Annotated in this window: 12 protein-coding genes; 5 read left to right on the top strand and 7 right to left on the bottom strand. The window is 59.5% G+C overall.

What is annotated here, in order from left to right:
* Positions 1–25: 25 nt before the first annotated feature.
* Together B0G81_RS10635 and B0G81_RS10630 are read left to right on the top strand one after the other, a co-directional pair.
* Positions 26–454, top strand: a complete 429-nt coding sequence (locus tag B0G81_RS10635) for a helix-turn-helix transcriptional regulator (protein WP_134135114.1) — start codon at positions 26–28, stop codon at positions 452–454.
* Positions 455–765: 311 nt separating this feature from the next.
* On the top strand, positions 766–2,400 hold the full coding sequence (locus tag B0G81_RS10630; protein WP_134135109.1) for a hypothetical protein: 1,635 nt from the start codon (positions 766–768) through the stop codon (positions 2,398–2,400).
* A gap of 483 nt (positions 2,401–2,883) precedes the next feature.
* On the opposite strand, the gene hpnJ is transcribed toward B0G81_RS10630, so the two are convergent.
* Positions 2,884–4,305 (bottom strand): hopanoid biosynthesis associated radical SAM protein HpnJ, encoded by a 1,422-nt coding sequence (gene hpnJ / locus B0G81_RS10625; RefSeq protein ID WP_134135104.1) that lies wholly within the window; start codon positions 4,303–4,305, stop codon positions 2,884–2,886.
* 623 nt (positions 4,306–4,928) lie between these two features.
* On the opposite strand from hpnJ, the gene B0G81_RS10620 reads away from it, so the two are divergent.
* Positions 4,929–5,270, top strand: a complete 342-nt coding sequence (locus B0G81_RS10620) for a hypothetical protein (protein ID WP_106277833.1) — start codon at positions 4,929–4,931, stop codon at positions 5,268–5,270.
* Between the two features lie 177 nt (positions 5,271–5,447).
* Here B0G81_RS10620 and hpnI read toward each other — a convergent pair whose 3' ends face one another.
* The 3 genes from hpnI to B0G81_RS10605 form a co-directional block, all read right to left on the bottom strand.
* Positions 5,448–6,620, bottom strand: a complete 1,173-nt coding sequence (gene hpnI / locus B0G81_RS10615) for a bacteriohopanetetrol glucosamine biosynthesis glycosyltransferase HpnI (protein WP_166678950.1) — start codon at positions 6,618–6,620, stop codon at positions 5,448–5,450.
* A 757-nt stretch (positions 6,621–7,377) separates the two neighbouring features.
* Positions 7,378–8,055 carry a carbonic anhydrase gene (locus B0G81_RS10610; RefSeq protein ID WP_106277838.1) on the bottom strand — a complete coding sequence of 226 codons (678 nt, stop codon included), beginning with the start codon at positions 8,053–8,055 and terminating at the stop codon, positions 7,378–7,380.
* 17 nt (positions 8,056–8,072) lie between these two features.
* Complete coding sequence (locus tag B0G81_RS10605; protein ID WP_243856413.1) at positions 8,073–9,461, bottom strand: DUF2254 domain-containing protein; 1,389 nt, start codon at positions 9,459–9,461, stop codon at positions 8,073–8,075.
* A 384-nt stretch (positions 9,462–9,845) separates the two neighbouring features.
* On the opposite strand from B0G81_RS10605, the gene B0G81_RS10600 reads away from it, so the two are divergent.
* Both B0G81_RS10600 and B0G81_RS10595 read left to right on the top strand, forming a co-directional pair.
* A complete protein-coding gene (locus tag B0G81_RS10600) occupies positions 9,846–10,832 on the top strand; it encodes a hypothetical protein (RefSeq protein ID WP_243856756.1) in 987 nt (328 codons plus the stop codon).
* A 186-nt stretch (positions 10,833–11,018) separates the two neighbouring features.
* Positions 11,019–11,291 carry a hypothetical protein gene (locus B0G81_RS10595; protein WP_106277844.1) on the top strand — a complete coding sequence of 91 codons (273 nt, stop codon included), beginning with the start codon at positions 11,019–11,021 and terminating at the stop codon, positions 11,289–11,291.
* Positions 11,292–11,329: 38 nt separating this feature from the next.
* Here the strand turns inward: B0G81_RS10595 and B0G81_RS10590 are convergent, their stop codons facing one another.
* The 3 genes from B0G81_RS10590 to B0G81_RS10580 all read right to left on the bottom strand — a co-directional run bounded on the left by B0G81_RS10590 (position 11,330) and on the right by B0G81_RS10580 (position 16,436).
* A complete protein-coding gene (locus tag B0G81_RS10590) occupies positions 11,330–13,687 on the bottom strand; it encodes a mechanosensitive ion channel family protein (RefSeq protein ID WP_243856755.1) in 2,358 nt (785 codons plus the stop codon).
* A 114-nt stretch (positions 13,688–13,801) separates the two neighbouring features.
* On the bottom strand, positions 13,802–14,797 hold the full coding sequence (locus B0G81_RS10585; protein WP_134135097.1) for a 2-hydroxyacid dehydrogenase: 996 nt from the start codon (positions 14,795–14,797) through the stop codon (positions 13,802–13,804).
* 46 nt (positions 14,798–14,843) lie between these two features.
* Positions 14,844–16,436, bottom strand: coding sequence for a TrkA C-terminal domain-containing protein (locus B0G81_RS10580; protein WP_134135094.1), 1,593 nt, complete (start codon positions 16,434–16,436; stop codon positions 14,844–14,846).
* Between the last annotated feature and the right edge of the window lie 480 nt (positions 16,437–16,916).

Raw genomic sequence — 16,916 nt, 5'->3', positions numbered from 1 at the left:
ACGGCTTTTCAATGCAGGGCTGTGCATGGCGGAACTTGCGAAGCTGTTCGCGGAAGAGATGCGTATCCGTCGGGACAACCTGGGTCTGACCCAGGAGGCCTTCGGCGTCCCGTTAGGACTTGACCGAAGTGCGGTGAGCCGCATCGAGAAGAGCGCACCCAATCTTTCGATTTCAAAAGCCGTCCTTATAGCTAGCGCTTTAAAAACCAGCGTTAGCGAAATGGTCGGCGGCGAAAGAAGCGATAAGACTGCGCAGCAGATAACCGAAGGCATGGCAACGCGCATCCGGAAGTGGCGTGCTGAAAACGGACTGAATCAGCGAGAGCTCGCCGAAAAGGTCGAAGTCGATCGGAACCGTGTCAGCGTCGTGGAGTCGGGAAGGAAAAACGTCACACTGGAGACAATCGAGAGATTTGCCAATGCGTTGGGCATCTCACCCCTCGAGTTTCTCTAGAGCTGAGGTTGCGGCCCGTTTGCGCCATCCGCGTACTGCGATTTGAGAGGTGGCACGCGATCAGTCCGATTGCGGCCGACCCCTCGGAACCCACGAAGGTCTTCACCGTTTGCTTCCGCGCTTACCCTCGCTTCACTAGTTGCAATGGAGGCCTAAGCATGCCGCCGGCCATACCTCGATGGTAGTTGCTAGTGATGCTGAGGGAACAGATGTGAACATTGATGGTTAACCGTTGAGTCATCAGTATGCATCCGTCGCTCTACCCCACTTTTGAATACTGCGTTCGTGCTCTGAGGCTCAGGGGCAGCGGTATGTCCGCCACGTCAATCGAGCGTTGCACAGGCATTCCCCATAATCTACAGCACGAGCTACTGCCTAACATTGCAGTGCGAACTGGCGAGTCGGCCGCGCTGGAGTTACTGGCGCGTGACGCGATGAGGGCGGTCTCAGAAGACCAGCTCGATGCTGTCTATGCGGCCATCAGCCTATGGAGCAGCGCGTCGTCAGATATCCCGCGTAATGATGCTCCGGTTGGGCACGCAATTAGTTTACGGGACGTCACGACGCATGCTGACGCACTGAGGTCAGTTAGCGTGACCAAACGAATTAACTCTGCGGATTTGCGGTCAGGTATGGTTGGCCGCGCGGAGATGCCAGCACCAACTGAATCGTCGCTCTCGGTTGCGCTTCGCTTTCTCGCGTCAAACGCCTTCTCGCTGAAGCAGGGCGAAGAAGCGATTGGGATGCGCTTGCAACAATCACCCGGCCCCCACTGGCGCCCGGCGATTGTCGCTTTCGACGAGGAATTGACTGCCCGCGAGTGGTCCGAAACTCTCGATCAACGCCTGTCTTTCGAATTGCCCTACACCGTTGGGCTGCTGCTACCCGACAACTTCCGCTTCTGTCGCCATTGCCTCGAAGATCAATTTCACAGCACATTCCATCAACTCGCTACAGCTGATACATGCTTGTTGCATGCAACTCCAATTCTGGAAGTCTGTGTTCACTGTGCATCTCCCGTCGGCACAATCGAATCGGTCCTACAAAAGGGCTACAAGGCTTATGTTTGCGGACGGTGCAAAAAGCTGATTTACGGAAATGCATCGTCGTACAGATCTCATCTTGAATTCCGTCAGTCGCTGGCGAGTTCCGGTGAACGTTTCCAACAGTCTATGGACTGGCTTTCGCAGGCCCAAGCCAGGCTGTGGCCAGTCGAACAGCTGATACGACAGAATCGTAATTCAGCATACGACTGGGGCCAGTGGGGATGCGACAGAAAACGTCTGGTGGACAGCTTTCATCCACTCCCCTCGGCGCGCACGACCGTGCTCAGGCAACCCCTCTATGCGTTGCCATGGTCGCTAAGGCTTGCAGCAGGCGAAGACGTAGCAGGCTCAACCGAGGCAAATTCAAACTCATGGATGCAGACTTCTGGATCCGTTTATCTATCCGCCTTACGATCGATTGCATCGTTCGCCAATGACGGACATATGTATGACGACGCCAGCTTCACCGATCTCGATTTGAATAGCATAATCAGAACCGAGCGCGAACAGTTGAAGAGCATGGCATTCGTCTTTGTTCGGATGTTCTGTGAGCGTCCGCGAAATTTTTCTCACGAATGGGAGTCGCTAGCAGTCGACGACGTACGGCACAAGTTCAGCCGGCTCTCAACGCTTGGCGGAATGCAACGACTTCCTGTTAAGGCTGTCATTCTCGCCTACTACAACATAGTCTTGTCCGCAATGACCATGCAGCGATGTGAGCCGCTCCAACGTTCTCGATTGAGATGGCTGACCCCAGACCAGGTCGTCCCCTTCGCGCGACTGCCTGAAGCGACAGAACCTGCCTCGCAACTGTTTTATTCCGAGGGCGTTGTCGTTTCGCCTGCCGCAGAGAATTTCCCGATTGAAAGGCTGTACCCGGGCAGCCGCTCGCTCGGCTGACGTCGTTTCGGCTCCATTGCCTTAAGATTTGGCAGCATTGCGCATCTTTTTGGCTACATCCGCAATAAGGCAGCCCCGCTCAGTTCTGCAAATCTCCCTACCGCTTAGCTCCGCACAGTCAAGCGCTCGGCCGAAGGGCCGCCCGATAAGGCTCTGCGCGTCCGAGCCAGAAAACCGTGAGAGAGATTTGGCCGGGCTACCCTGAGGGTCTGCGTGCGGCGATCAAGCAATGAGCCGGAATTGGCTCATCCTCCACGTCGTCTTCCTACGAAACCTACCTCCGTCGGACCATTGCAATTCTCAAAATCTCCAGTCTTTGTCTGCGAATTCATTGAAAAATTTACAAAAATATTGTTTACCAGTCGAAACTAGCCGATCTTGGCTCGCGAAATCTCCGGACTTCCCCCGGAGAGCGGTTTTTTCGGGAAGAGTATGGGGATTCTGCGAACTAGGTAGGGAGATTTAGAGAACCAGAATAGCGCTTCATGCCCTGCGCGAGTGAAGATATCTGAAAAACTCTACGCCTTCCTGCAGGCGCCGTTTCATCATCTCCCAACTTATCAGCATCTCGCGGACGATTTCCCAGATCTTTGTCGGTCTGAAATAAAAGCGTTTGTAGAATTCCTCAACGCCAAGGTAGATCTCTTCGCGCGACAGATGCGGATAGCCGATAGTGGAAGCTTGGGTGCCAGTCGAATTGATGAGGGCGATGACCTTCCCTTCATTCAACCATCCATTCTCGACCGCCTGCTTATGAAGGACGGTTCCCGGATAGGGCGCAGCGAGTGAAACCTGAATCGTGTGGGGGTTGATCTCTTTCGCGTATTCGATCGTCTTCTGGATCGTTTCGCGCGTCTCGCCGGGAAGCCCGAGAATGAACGTGCCGTGGATCTTGATGCCGAGCTTGCGGCAATCGTCACTGAACTGGCGAGCCATATCGGTCCGCAAGCCCTTTTTGACGTTCACGAGAATCTGGTCGTCGCCGGATTCGTACCCGACGAGCAGGAGCCGCAGCCCATTTTCTTTCATGACCTTGAGGGTTGAATACGGCACGTTCGCCTTTGCGTTGCACGACCACGTCACCCCTAACTTGCCAAGACCACGAGCGATCTCCTCGGCTCTCGGTCTGAGATCCGTAAAGGTATCGTCGTCGAACATGATCTCCCTGATTTCGGGCATGTTGTCCCTGATCCATTTCACTTCTGCGAGGACGTTCTCAACCGAACGCGTGCGGTAGCGATGCCCCCCGACCGTATGCGGCCAGAGGCAAAAGGTGCACCTGGATTTGCAGCCTCGCCCTGTGTAGAGCGACAGATACGGATGCTTGAGATAGCCGCTGAAGTAGTTCTCAGGCGTCAGGTCGCGCTTGTAGATCGGCGAGACGAACGGTAACTGGTCCATGTCTTCGAGAATCGGCCGGGCCTCGTTGTGCGTGATCCCGCCGTCAGGCAGGCGATAGCTGAGACCGAGAATCGATGCGAACGGGAGGCCCTGTGCGATCTCGCGACAAGTGAAGTCGAATTCTTCACGGCACACGAAGTCGAGTGCGTCGCTCGCGGCTAATGAGCCCTGAGGATCGACGGCGACTTTTGCCCCGATCATCCCGATGAGGATTGAGGGCTTGCGCTGCTTTAAGTGCTCTGCGAATTGAACATCGCTCTGGAACGATGGGGAGCTTGTGTGAATAATGACCAGTTCGTATTGCTGAGCAATATCGAGTGTCGTTTCCAGCGACAGGCCGTCCGCGGGAGCATCCACGACGCGGCTATCCTCAATCAGCGCAGCGGGCTGGACTAGCCACGTTGGATACCAGAATGATCGAATCTCGCGCTTCGTTTGGAAGCGTGAACCCGCTCCGCCGTCGAAGCCTTCATATGAAGGTGCCTGCAGAAACAGCGTTTTCATGGATGCCCTCGAAGAGAATAGTCTGCGTGGCCGGGATCGGTCACCCGCACGGACTCGCCAGGCCTCGGCGATGTTCGCCAAGTGTTTCGAAGCCTTCAAAAAGATGACAATGGCTGGAGTTGCTTTGGACGTCGTCGTCTCCTATGGGCCCCGGGGGAACTGGTGTGCAGCGATTCGCCGCACCATCATATTCTCAGAGCCGCACGACAGTCGACGCGAAGTAGTGAGTCAGCGGCTAAAGCTGGGGAGCAGGAGGCGGAACAAGAATACTACGACTTAGGGTGTCGGCATGGCAAAAAAATTGACCTATTAACCTGCCGGTCGTCACGGCGCGAATACGTTGGAAGTGGAAGGTCGTATCAACTCGGTGTCGATGCCCAGCTTAGCGAAACACACACTTAAAAGACAACGCTGTGGCAATCCTAGCCGCTTTCGACGGCATTGGCGATTCATCCTGTACTAGACTATCTCTGCGCCGCCCGAGACTCACCCCGGACATCAAAGGGCGTCCGGCGCCGCGCAGCACCGGGCCGTCGTCGAATCCCCTACGGAACGGCCAGCGGCAATAGCGACACGGATTCGCGCAATCACAGCGCTTGCTGCTGCAAAGCCGGAGACGAACCATGATGCAAGATCGAGTCAATACCGACGGTGTTCCTCTTGGTAATGGCAAGCACATCAGCCCGACCGAATTTTTGCTGATGGCAGGCTTTCTTACCTATCGCGCCCCGCTGGCGCCGATTGCCGCCCGAGTTGCGGCCCGACGCGTTCTCGATGCCGTACTCGGGGCAGCGGCAGCTCACGGATTCGCAGATTCGGACGCGCTCGAGACGATGATGGCGCGCGCCGAGAAGTCGGCGTACATGCGGATGCTTGCTGAGCAGGCCGCCGCTGCCGTCGGGGATACGGTCGCTTACCTGCACGTGCTTCGATGCGCCGGCGTAACGCTGGAGGTGGACCCGTAGACGCGCTCTTCGACGAACGTCCGCGCGTCGGCTCGATAATCCATCCCATCTATAGCAAACAGTTCGTCAGTACGGGCTATTTGCGCATCAGAACCCGCCGCAGCAGCGATGCCCGCACTTCGAAGCAACCCGGCTCCCGCATAGCCCGACTTGTGCGCGCGAATCGCTTTTGCTTCATCAATCGATTACCCGTTCGTCCTGAACGGACGACAACAGGCCGTCACTATCGACTTCAAAACGGAAGCCGCGCCATGTCACACGCGACGACCAGAAACTCGCGACGAATATCGCAAAGGAAACGATATCCCACAGCGGCGACAGCCATAGGTCGCAATGTGCATGACGCAGAACGCGGTCCGACACCAGCTCGAGCGCGAGCCTGGCGCCCATTGTCGCGAGGACGAGTTGCCACGACCACGCGGCGGCGCCGGACAACATCACGGCAAACAGTGCGAATGCGAGCGGGTGAACGAGCACCGACCCTAGATACCCGAGTGGATCGACACGGCGGATCGTGCGGCTCCAACGCAGTTCGTGCGCGATCAGCTGGCACGCACTGCTTTCAACGCAGGCATGCGCGACCGTGAAGGGCGGGATCGACACCTTTTCGCCGGCGAGCCGCACCGCCTCACCGATTGCATGATCCTCGGCCAGATGCCTGGCGAATTGCTCAAAGCCGCCGATCTTGTCGAGCGTCGTGCGTCGCATCGCGATGGTCTGCCCAAAACACGGCCGCGCGAGGCCCAGTTCGAGGGCGATTACCACGCCGGGAAGGAACTGGTAGTTGGTGGCTTTCGCCGAAAGGCGCGGCCAGAAACCCGCCTCGGGTTTGCCGCAATACATGCACGTGACGAGTCCGACGCCCGGCTTCTGCAACTCGCCGACGACCTTGCCCAGGTAGTCCGGTGCAACGCTCACGTCGCTGTCAGCGAACACCAGTACGTCGTATCGCGCTTGCGGCATCATGTTCAGGATGTTGCTGATCTTGCGGTTCGGCCCATACAGCCGCGCATCGGCGACCACGGTGACGTGTGCTTCGGGATGCAGGCGCCGGAGGGCATCGACCGTGAGTAGCGCCGGATCCGCCGGGTCGTTCACGCCGAACAGAAACTGCACCGGGCCGGGATAGTCCTGGTGGCAAAAGCTCGAAAGATTGGCGAGCAGTCCCCGCTCGTCGCCATACAGCGGTTTGACGATGGTGACTGGCGGATAGCTGCTCGGCACGCACGCCGAGCGCCGGAAAAAACGTCTGATTAGCAGGGCCGCGACGATCGTATAGGCGATTCCGAATACCGCCCCCGCGCCGCACGCCACCGCCATGGCCGCGATCAAAAGACGCACGGCGCTCACGCTGCGTGGCCAGGCAGGAAGTGGAAGAACCTGACGCCCTCGCGAAGGCACCGCCTCGTTGCAAAACGTCGTGCCCGCACACGGCGCGGCGCGCAAAGCACCTGCGCATCGGCGGCGACTGACGCAGGCTGGGCATCAAACTCCACTGCACATGGTTCCTCCGTCCTCTCGATGAAAGCAAACGCAGGATCGAAATATTTATCGAAAACGTCGTACAACGGCGCCTGCAAGAATGAAGTTTTCATGAAGCCTCGCGTAAGCACCGCTAGTGCGCTTACAGTTTTTTTTGACCAATGAAATGCTTGCAAGTAAAAACTCGCTCTGGACGAACTGCGCCGTGTAGATGGAGGTAAAACTAGAGCCTGCCTAGGGAGCGGTGGCTTCGCCGGAGCCCTCCGGGCTTAACTGCGGGACCGTGGTGCCGCCTTCGCTTGCACCGGGAGCGGCGGCTGGCACAATCACCGCCGGCGGGGTCGGCGCTAGCGCAGCGTCGACAAGGAATCCAGTCGACGTTAGAAAAATCACGGCTGACAACACAAAGCCCATTGAGCGTGCCTCCCGGTGCTTGTGACCCGTGCCGACACCGGGCCATTCGCTTTCTGGCTTTTACATCCTAGACCAAAATGGGCTAATACGATGCATCATTTCAAACTGGCTATCAGCAACGCGTGAACGGCGGTTAACGATCTGGCAACGCAAGCAATACTTTGCATATCGATTCGACTTTACTCCGCGAACCGTACTGCGACAAAACCATTCACCGTGCCCGTGCGGCAAGGCGCTCAATGATCCGGTCAGCCATCGCGCGGTCGATGACTTCGAATGAGCGGCTCATGCGCAGGTAGGCATACATGTCGCCAGTCGCGATGTCGAACCACCAGCCGCTCAGCACCAGCGCCCCGGCAGTGACCTGCTGGCGCACAATCGGGTAAGTCATGAGATGCTCGAGTTGCACAAGTACGTTGAGTTGCGACAATTGATCGTGCGGTTTCAGCCTGTCATCGAGCGGACCTTCGTGTTCGAGGCGAAACGCCGCGGTGTTGGCGTGGCACAGCCATTTATCGAGGTTCGGCGTTTTCAGCTTGGCGTTGCGTGTAGACACGGCTTTCATCGCGCCGCACCCGGAATGCCCGCACACAACAATATTCGCGACTTTCAACACCAGCACTGCGTACTCGATCGCGCTCGCCTCGGAGAGGTCCCCGGTAGACACTCCCTCTGCGGTCGCCGGCGGTACCAGGTTGCCGACGTTGCGCATCGTGAACAGATCGCCCGGATGGGTCGAGGCAAGCAGATCGGGTACAACCCGGCTGTCCGAGCACGTGATGAAGAGCGCGTCAGGCGCTTGCGAAAGCGCGAGCTTGCTGAACTGCTTCGCGTATTGCGGCAGCATTTTCTCGCGGAATTCGACGATACCCAATATGAGTTTGCGCATGGCTTGCCTCCGCAAGGCTAGTTGTTCGCCGGCGAGGCTGCCGAACCCCCAAGCCCTTGCGAGTCAGGGATACGTGCCAACGCCAGGTCCTCCGGAAACGGATGCTTCAACGCGATCGCGCGATCGAGCAGCATCAGCTCGACGAGCAACGCGGCATGACGATGCTCCGGCAGCCTCTGGATGAGGTTCTCTATCGCCGCGCGCAGACGCCGCGCGATTTGAATGCTCCCCGCGCCGCACTGTCGTATCTCGCGGAAACTAATGTGCACGAAGTCTTCCCATTTGGGCGTCCACAAGATCACACGCACCCGTCCCGATCCATCCACCATCTCTTCGATGTGCAAAGACCGTTTGCCCACCACCCGCAATAGCCGGTGCAACTGATCGATCGCAAGCACCGCTGTGGTGGGATCGTTGATCGCTGCCGAAAGCGCTTTCAGCGCAATATCCACCAGGATGCGAAACGCGAACATAGGGTCCTGCTCCATCGTGCGCTCCGTTCCGAAAGCAACGAGCGCGCGCAGCCTGCTGTCGTCGATTGCGCCAGAGTTCCCGTACAAATGGAACAAGGGTTCGCCCATCGCAACGAAATCACCGACTTGCGGCACGAATTCGATGACTACGTCGGCACGCCTTGCCTTGGCCACCAGCATTTTCAGATTCAAGGCCAGAACGATGCCGGACTTGCCTTGGTGACGAACAATGTGGTCCGGCACGTCTCGCTCTTTGTCACGTTTCGCGGGAGTCGCTCCGTCCGCAGTCAGGGTTGGATAAACGCTCTCGATGACGGCGATCCCCTGCTCTCCGACGCGAGCCACAAGACTCACGGGACGCAGAAATTTCGCGGCGTAATCAATCAGGAAAAGGAAAGCGACGACCGAAGCGAACCCAAATAGCGCCGCAATGAACAACTGAAGCTGGTGTACCTCATTTTCCCCCATCCACGCCAGCGTTCTATTTGCAAACAGCAGTGTGAAAACGAATAATCCCGAGATGCCACGAATGATGTTGTCGCGCAGCAGTGTCGTCGCGATGATGCGCGGGGTGTACTGACCGCCAGCGACCTGGATCGCGACGAGCAGCGAACCGAACGTAAACACCAGAAACGCCATGTCGGCGGAAACGATGTCACCGAGCAACGACCGCGCGCCAGTCATGGACAGCCCAAGAAAGCCGGTCTTAGGATCAAGGCTCCCCTGCCTGATCATCCACCTGCCCACCATTTCGGCCACAGGCTTCACCACGGCATAGATCGCGACGGCGAAGAGCGGCACGGTCCACAGCGAAGATCTCAGATAGCTCTTCAAACTGTACCAGCGATTCCAGCCCATGCCTGCTATCTCCCTACGATTCATATTGCAGCGGACACCCGTCGGTGTCCAGTCCAGCGCTGCGGGAACGTCCATGACCTCCTTCTCTAGCCGCGGTGCGCGACCGGCGGACAGACGGACCTCCCTGACACAATATGTTCCCTGAACTTCAGGCCGGTCAATGAGACCTTAGGCCCACAGGATAGGGACGTCGAGCTCAGCTACAGTAATTGGCGCTGAAATCTATCGGCTCGTTCAGCGATACAATTGGGCGGGCTTCGATGTAGCCTGCTCCTGGTGCTGCGAACGGTTGAGCGGTCGTGACGCGCCAGGTCGGTTGTCTCGAACTATTGTGCTGGCACGGAATGGCGGTCTCGTGGAAGACAAGCAGAACGATCTAACTGACAGGAGTGTGTCATGCTCGTTCGGTACGCTGTGTGGCAGGTTGCAATTGTGCGGGCGATGGCGAGGTCGCTTGAAATGCCCGCGCTCCCGACGCGTCGGCCCCGCCGCGCTGCATGGGTGTACGGCGCTCTGACCTTCGCCCTGCTGCCGTGCCCGTCGAACGCGCAGACCGCGCCGAACCAACCGACGGGGAGTGCCGCGGTCGGTGGCAATGTGAAGCAACATGCCAACGCTGTGCTCTCCATCATGACCTACACAACAGTGCCCGACGTTACGACCAGTAACCTGTCGGTCAATAACGGCACTACGGGCAATCCCGGCTTCGGTCAGACGCAGTTCGGGGGCGGCTTCACTATCAGCAAGTCGTTCCCGTTGTACATGGAGGGCACGCTCGCCTATAGTCGTTACGATCCGACCTTTGTGGCTACAGAGGGCGCGGAGCAGCGTCCGGTGCCGACACGATGGAACACTTTCAGCGGCACGGTGGGCCTCGGCTGGGATTTCCGGATCACAAATGAACTGGTGTTCCGTCCGATCCTGAACGGTACGATCGGACGTGTTTCAAGCGATCTGAAGGTGGGGCAGTCGATCTTCAATCACGTCACTGATCGCAATCTACAGTTTCTCGAGAACGGCTCGCTGGACGCGTACGGCTACGGTGGCTCACTCATGCTCGACTACGAGCATTATCGCGAAAACTACGAAATCGATGCCGAACTGCGTGCCACCGACATCTACCTGCGCAGCTTCGGCGGTTCATCGGAGGCAGTTCAGGGATCGGCCATGGCGCAGCAACTGAGCCTGTGGACACGCTGGCGAGCCCCCACCGGCTGGCACGCGCTGGACCGGCCGATCCGCTATGTGCTGGAAGCCGCGTACTCGCACTATTACGGCGACAGCGCCGGCGTGCTGGGGTTCAACGACCTCACGTCGTTGGGAGCCGGGCTTGAACTCGATAGCAGCAGGTATCCCATCATCATCACGCGCACGCGCGCGATGGTGCGGTACGTGTTCGGACACAACGTGCATGGCGTTTCATTCGGGTTTGCAATGAGTTTCTAGCTCTTTTGGACCGTCGCCCTCAAATCCCGGTTTGTCAGCATCAGCAGCACGTTGCGAGCAGCTGGCCGACTCCGCACAGCGTGCAGGCGGTCCAACCCGCCTCATTGGACCAAAGTCCTATATAACATCTCGCTCAATCTGTATAGGCTGAAGTCCGCTGCCTGGCAGACCAACGCGGAGATATTCATGAAAAGCACCATCGCGGCCGTCATTACGGCTTCCGCTGCACTGTTGTCCCTTCCTGGCGCCTGGGCGCAACAAAGTTCCGGCGCGAGTTCATCGTCAACCTCTGAACATCCTGATGAGATCGTCAGGATGCACCAGCAGGTTGCCGCAGCGAATCGCGAATACAACCGTGAGGTCGCGGCTGCCAAAAAAGTCTACGACCACAAGAAAGCGGAAGCGAAAAAGAAGCGTGACACTGCGGTTGAAGCCGCCCAACACGGCACGAGCCAGTAAAAGTATTCTGATTTTTTCAATGGCTCACGTACCGCATCTTAAAGACGTCCGGTATCGCTACCGGGGGAATTGATGGACGATTTGGAACCTGTCTGGACCACGGGCTGAGTTGCGGGCGGCTCCTTGAGCACCCGCGGTTCCACAGGCACGGTACGGGCCGGACTGCGCGCTGCCTCACTGTTCGCGTCGTTCGCTTGCCCGCTGTCGTTCTCGGCGTCCTCGTCAGACTGCGACGATGCATTGGGCCCGTTTGCCGGGGTATGAAGCCGCATATGCGGTACAGGAATTTCAATACCCGCTTCATCCATCTTGCGCTTGAGTCGAGCGTTAAAAGCGCGCGCCACGCTCCACTGCTGCAACGGCCGCGTCTTGATCTGCCCTTTCACGACCATCCAGTTAGCCTCGAATCGGTCTAGCCCCCACACTTCGACGGGCGCAAGTATTTCGTTGCGCAGGCGAAAATCTTCCTGCAGATCGGCGCCCACTTCCACAATCATGCGTGTGACGTCATCGAGTTCAACGGCGAAGGGCACCCGTACCTCGAACACCGCGTTGGCGAAGTCGCGCGAGAGGTTCTTCACGATCTTGATCTGCGAGAAGGGAATGGTGTGAACCGCACCTTGTCCGTCGCGCAACCGGACCGTGCGGATCGTCAGGTCCATAACGGCGCCAGCATGGCTGCCGTCAATCTCAATCCAGTCGCCGACCGAGATCGTCTCCTCGATAATGATGAAGAGCCCCGTGATCAGATCAGTGACGAGTGCCTTCGCACCAAAGCCGACTGCGAGACCGATTACGCCCGCACCCGCAAGGAGGGGTGTCAGATTGACGCCCAGGGTGGCAGCGGCAACGATGGCGGCGAGCGTCACAACCGTCACGGAAACAGCGTTGCGTACGAGCGGCAACATCGTGCGTGCCCGCACGCCGGGATCGAGTGCTTTGTTTCGCGAACTGCTCGGGCCCAGCGCGTTAAGGATTGCGGTATCGCAAAGTATCCATATGAACCAGGCGCAGAAAACCGTCGCGATGACTGTAACCAGCGCGTGCTTGAAACTGGGTGTCATCGTGCCGTGCTTGATCATCCGCGCAATCGGACCGCTCCACAGGTCCAGTTCGAATTGAATGAACGCAAGCCACATCAAAAGAACGAGTAGCGTGCTCGCGAAGCGCAAGAGTCGCATCAGGTGAGGCGCGCGGCGGTGCGCGCGGGTGTCCCTTCGGCGCGTCAGGTGCATCAGCAGCGCCGACACGAACAGCGTGAGCACGAGTAACAGCGCACTGAGAAGCGACGGCTGCAATACGTTTTCTTCCGAACCGCGCGCATCGATAATCGCAACGACCGAAGCGATCGCGATTAAAAGGATCGGGATGTGCCACAGCGATGCGAGGATATCGAGCGCCTCCGTGGCGAGTTTGTGGTCACGCCTTCCCGCATACGGGCGATTGCGTATCAGATGCGTGACCGGCCGGCGGTAAGCGATTGCGAAATAACCGATCAGGACGGCCGCTGCCACGTTGGCGGATGCCGACACGAGCCCGGCGAGATTCACGCCGAGCAGGCCCGTGACGTCCGGATTGGCCGTCGCGTCGCCGAGCGCGCCACATGCACCGATCGCGAAAAGCGGCCAGCGGCTTTGCGCGAGCAACTGGTGAACCGCGACACGCCGGTGCGCCGTATTGAACGCCGAGAACACGATCAGGCAGAGCGCCGAGAAAATCGAGCCTGCGACTATTGTATAAACGATCACAAGCCCTAACGTGCTGCCGAGCGCGTCAGGCATGCCTCGCATGAACAGCGCCACCGCCACGAATGCGACGATCCATGGCGCCGTGCGCCAAAATGCAAAACTCAAAAGTTCGAATGAAGTTGGACTCGGTTCGAGCGTGACCTTCCAGCCATAACGTGCACTGACGCTCCGCCCGAGATAGATCAACAGGCCGGCGCACGCGGCCCAGCCCGCAAGCGTCCCGATCAGGCCAAGCAGGACGTTGCCGAACGACTCGCCGCTTGCGCCTCTGAGAATGGTCCCAAGATCGTTGGCCGCCGCGCTCGAACGAGCCGCCCAGTAATGCAACGGTGTGCGGCCCTCGCTCAAATCCGTCTCGACAGACGCAATGCCTGAGGCAATCGCGCCGAGCAGATCGCTGTTGTCCTGTGCGGACGATGCCGGCACCACGGGTGCGGCACTTTGGGTGCCTGCACGAAGCCCCTTCAACTGGGCGACCAGCGCTTTGCGCTCTGGGTCGCTCTCGAGCGTGCCGATCAGACTGTCCAGCGAGCGCGCCAATTCGGCCTGACTCGCGAGCGCTGGCGTCGATGCAGCCTGTGCCGCCGAGGCGGTCGGTGCAGAGCCACCCGTCGCATTGTCGACGAGGTTTTGCAACCCGGATGGCAACGCGGCAGCCGCCGGATTGATGAGCGCCGCCGACAGAACGAAAAAGCCTGTCACGCTCAGCCATAAGCAGGCGAAACTCACCCGCCCGCACGTTACGTCCGCAGAGGGTTGCATTCAGCTCGCGCTAATCTGGTTCGAAAGCGGCTTGCCCGTCTCGAACTCCGTGACGCTTTGCAGGGTCGTTGCGCAGATCGTCGTGACCGCCTCGCGCGTGAGAAAGGCCTGGTGTCCCGTCACGATCACGTTCGGGAATGTGATGAGCCGCTGCAGTACGTCGTCCGCGATGATGGTGCCGGACAGGTCGCGAAAAAACAACTCTGCCTCCTGCTCGTACACATCGATCGCAAGACCGCCCAACTGGCCAGTTCTCAGCGCGGCAATCACCGCCTCGGTGTCGATGAGCGCGCCGCGGCTCGTATTGATCAGCAGCGCGCCGGGCTTCGCGCGCGAAAGCGTATCGGCGTCTATCACGTGATAAGTCTCGGGGGTAAGCGGACAATGCAGCGAGATGATGTCCGCGCTCACGCCGATTTCTCCCGGCAGCGCGTAACGCGCTCCTAACGCCTCGAATTCCGGCGACGGAAACTTGTCATAGCCGATCACGTTACAGCCGAACCCCACCATGATCTTACCGAAGACCCGCCCGATCTTCCCTGTGCCGATGACGGCGACCGTCTTGCCGCACAAGTCGAAGCCCATCAGACCGTCGAGGGAAAAATTGAAGTCGCGCGTGCGATTGTAGGCGCGGTGGATCTTGCGGTTGATCGCCATCAGCAGCGCGACAGCGTGCTCGGCCACCGAGTTCGGCGAGTAGTCCACCACGCGAACCACCTTGATCCCGAGGCTCTCCGCCGCTTTCAGATCGACGTTGTTGAACCCGGTGCAGCGCAAAGCGACAAGCTTCGTACCGCCCTGCTTTAGCGCCTGAAGTACGGGCGAGTCCGCGAGGTCATTGACGAAGATGCACACGGCGCCGTGCCCTGCGGCGAGCGCCGCCGTCTCGACGTCGAGGGGCACGTCGAAGTACTGAAGACGGTGGCGATGCGCCGCGTTCGCGGCGTTGAGATACTCGCGGTCGTAAGGCTTCGCGCTGAAGACGGCTATGTCCATCGAGGGCCTCCGTGGCTGGTCGAGGTTCGGGGGTTCGGCTGACGCACTATCCGCCCGTCAGTAGCACGGCAACCTGCACGAACAGGATTTTCACAATGGTCATCGACGGGAAAATCATTGCGTAGCCGACGTCGGGCCGATCGGTCGGTGCGACACGGTTAGCGAATGCGAGGATCGCCGGATTACCCGTCGCGCCGCTGATGACGCCCACCGTCATGTCGAACGGCAGCCTGAAAATCCATAGGCAGACAAGCGCCGTAACGACGACGAGCGCGAGAAGGATGGCGACGCCATAGAGCAGAAACGACACGCCCGTTACGCCGACGGTCGCGAAGAATTTTGGGCCAGAGGTAATGCCCACCTGCGCAAGGAAGATAGTCAGGCCGAAGTTGCGCAGTACGAGATTGGCCGAGAGCGGCATCGTCCAGACGAACGGCCCGAAGCGCCGCACGCGGCCGAGGACGAGCGCCGTCAGAAGGAGCGCCGCGAGCCCGAGCGCGAGCTTGCCGACACCCGGAATCGTGAGCGGAATCGCGCCTACCAGGAGGCCCAGCGCCGCGCCGGCGCCAATCGAGATGAAGTTCAGCTCGGCCGTGCCCTTGATGGAATCGCCGAATAGAGCACGAATCGGCTTGAGATGCGCGCGATTGACGAGCACGCCGACCCGGTCGCCGAATTCGAGGACGAGCTCCGGGTTCGGCATGAGGTCGGCGTCGCCGCGGCGCACGTGTGCGATCGTGCAGACGACGCCCTCGGGGAAACGGATGTCGCGCAACATGCGTCCAACCACGCCCCGGCTCGACGCGAACACACGCGCGTAGTCGAGATCCTCCCGATGGCTCGCCATGCGGCCGGGCTGCAGTTCGCCGGACATCGAGGTGGCCTCGCGCAGCACGGCGGGGTCCGTGGCGGTGGCGAGAAGGACATCGTCGGCGGCGAGGACGAGATCGTCGGCGGGCGGTCGATTGTGGTGGTCGCGGCGAACCGCGGCGATCCCAAGCCCTGACGGCATGCGTGCCGCGAACTCCGCCAGCGTCACACCGATGAACGCCGGATTTCTCAAGGCGATCTCGGCGGTTTCGACGAGCTTGGGCGGCGGCCGCGCGATGTTCGGCTTGAGCAGTGCGCTAAGGGCATACAGGAAGAGGATCGGCCCCGCGACGCCCACCGGATACGCGACGCTGTAGCCCACCGTCGGGCCGTCGCTCTTCATGGCGGCCATCGCGGCTTGCAGGCTCGCGGTGCTGGTGCCCGCGCCCGCGAACATGCCTAGCGCCTCCTCCAGCTTCACGCCGAAGAGCGGCACCAATGCAACGGACACAAGCCCGCCGATCACCACCCCGAGCACCGCAGCCGCATTGGCCTTGAGACCCTCGATGCTCGTCAGGCCCTTGAAGAACTGGTCGCCGTACTGGATGCCGATGCCGTAGAGAAAGAGCAGCAGCCCGAGCGTGCCGAGCAGCGCGGGCGGTGCAGCCTTGGGCGCGAAACCGCCGATAGCCAACCCGACGAACAGCACCGCCCCGGCGCCGAGCGACACCCCCTTGATGCTGATCTCGCCGACCAGATAACCCAACGCGACCGTCAGAAACAGCGTGAAGAGTTGCTGGGTTTCGAGCAACGTCCTGAGTGCATCCATAACAGTTTCCTTTCGAGGCACAAGGACGCTGCGGCCTATCGAACCGCCGCGCCTTGGTCGCTCCACCCGCTTGAGGCTCGCCCGGTCACATTAGCTGGGATTGAAGCTTTTCGACTGTCTGAAGGCGAAATTTCAATCTAGGTTTAAAGGCCTGGAATGACAATACGACCATGGTCCGATGCCCTAACGGCAGGCGCAGACTCGTAGCTTGAACTACGATGGTAAGCGGAGTCAGAGAATTAATTTGTGGAACGAACCATCAAGTCGGTGCCTATTATTCAGGGCGCGTCAAACCAGACGTGGAAGCGCAGAAGTACGAGCCCGACATCCGCGCTGCGCTCGCGGCGCCAACATCCAGAAGTTTGAAGCGCTTGCTGCCACGCGCCTGCGTGTCGTGCTGATCGATGCGTCCCGGTTCGACACTGCGGCCCCGAAGGCGGCCGACGTCCCCGCAACCCAGTCCTTCAGCAGCGGCCCACG

The organism is Paraburkholderia sp. BL6665CI2N2 (assembly GCF_004366535.1).
Lineage (GTDB): Bacteria > Pseudomonadota > Gammaproteobacteria > Burkholderiales > Burkholderiaceae > Paraburkholderia.
The sequence above is the reverse complement of the archived record's forward strand: the minus strand, read 5'-3'. Positions and strand labels throughout refer to the sequence as shown.

Excerpts from the sequence above, each read along its gene's own strand:
- B0G81_RS10635 (WP_134135114.1), top strand. The coding sequence starts at position 26 with ATGGCGGAACTTGCGAAGCTGTTCGCGGAAGAGATGCGTATCCGTCGG.
- B0G81_RS10630 (WP_134135109.1), top strand. The coding sequence starts at position 766 with ATGTCCGCCACGTCAATCGAGCGTTGCACAGGCATTCCCCATAATCTA.
- hpnJ (WP_134135104.1), bottom strand. The coding sequence starts at position 4,305 with ATGAAAACGCTGTTTCTGCAGGCACCTTCATATGAAGGCTTCGACGGC.
- B0G81_RS10620 (WP_106277833.1), top strand. The coding sequence starts at position 4,929 with ATGATGCAAGATCGAGTCAATACCGACGGTGTTCCTCTTGGTAATGGC.
- B0G81_RS10610 (WP_106277838.1), bottom strand. The coding sequence starts at position 8,055 with ATGCGCAAACTCATATTGGGTATCGTCGAATTCCGCGAGAAAATGCTG.
- B0G81_RS10605 (WP_243856413.1), bottom strand. The coding sequence starts at position 9,461 with ATGGACGTTCCCGCAGCGCTGGACTGGACACCGACGGGTGTCCGCTGC.
- B0G81_RS10600 (WP_243856756.1), top strand. The coding sequence starts at position 9,846 with ATGCCCGCGCTCCCGACGCGTCGGCCCCGCCGCGCTGCATGGGTGTAC.
- B0G81_RS10595 (WP_106277844.1), top strand. The coding sequence starts at position 11,019 with ATGAAAAGCACCATCGCGGCCGTCATTACGGCTTCCGCTGCACTGTTG.
- B0G81_RS10585 (WP_134135097.1), bottom strand. The coding sequence starts at position 14,797 with ATGGACATAGCCGTCTTCAGCGCGAAGCCTTACGACCGCGAGTATCTC.
- B0G81_RS10580 (WP_134135094.1), bottom strand. The coding sequence starts at position 16,436 with ATGGATGCACTCAGGACGTTGCTCGAAACCCAGCAACTCTTCACGCTG.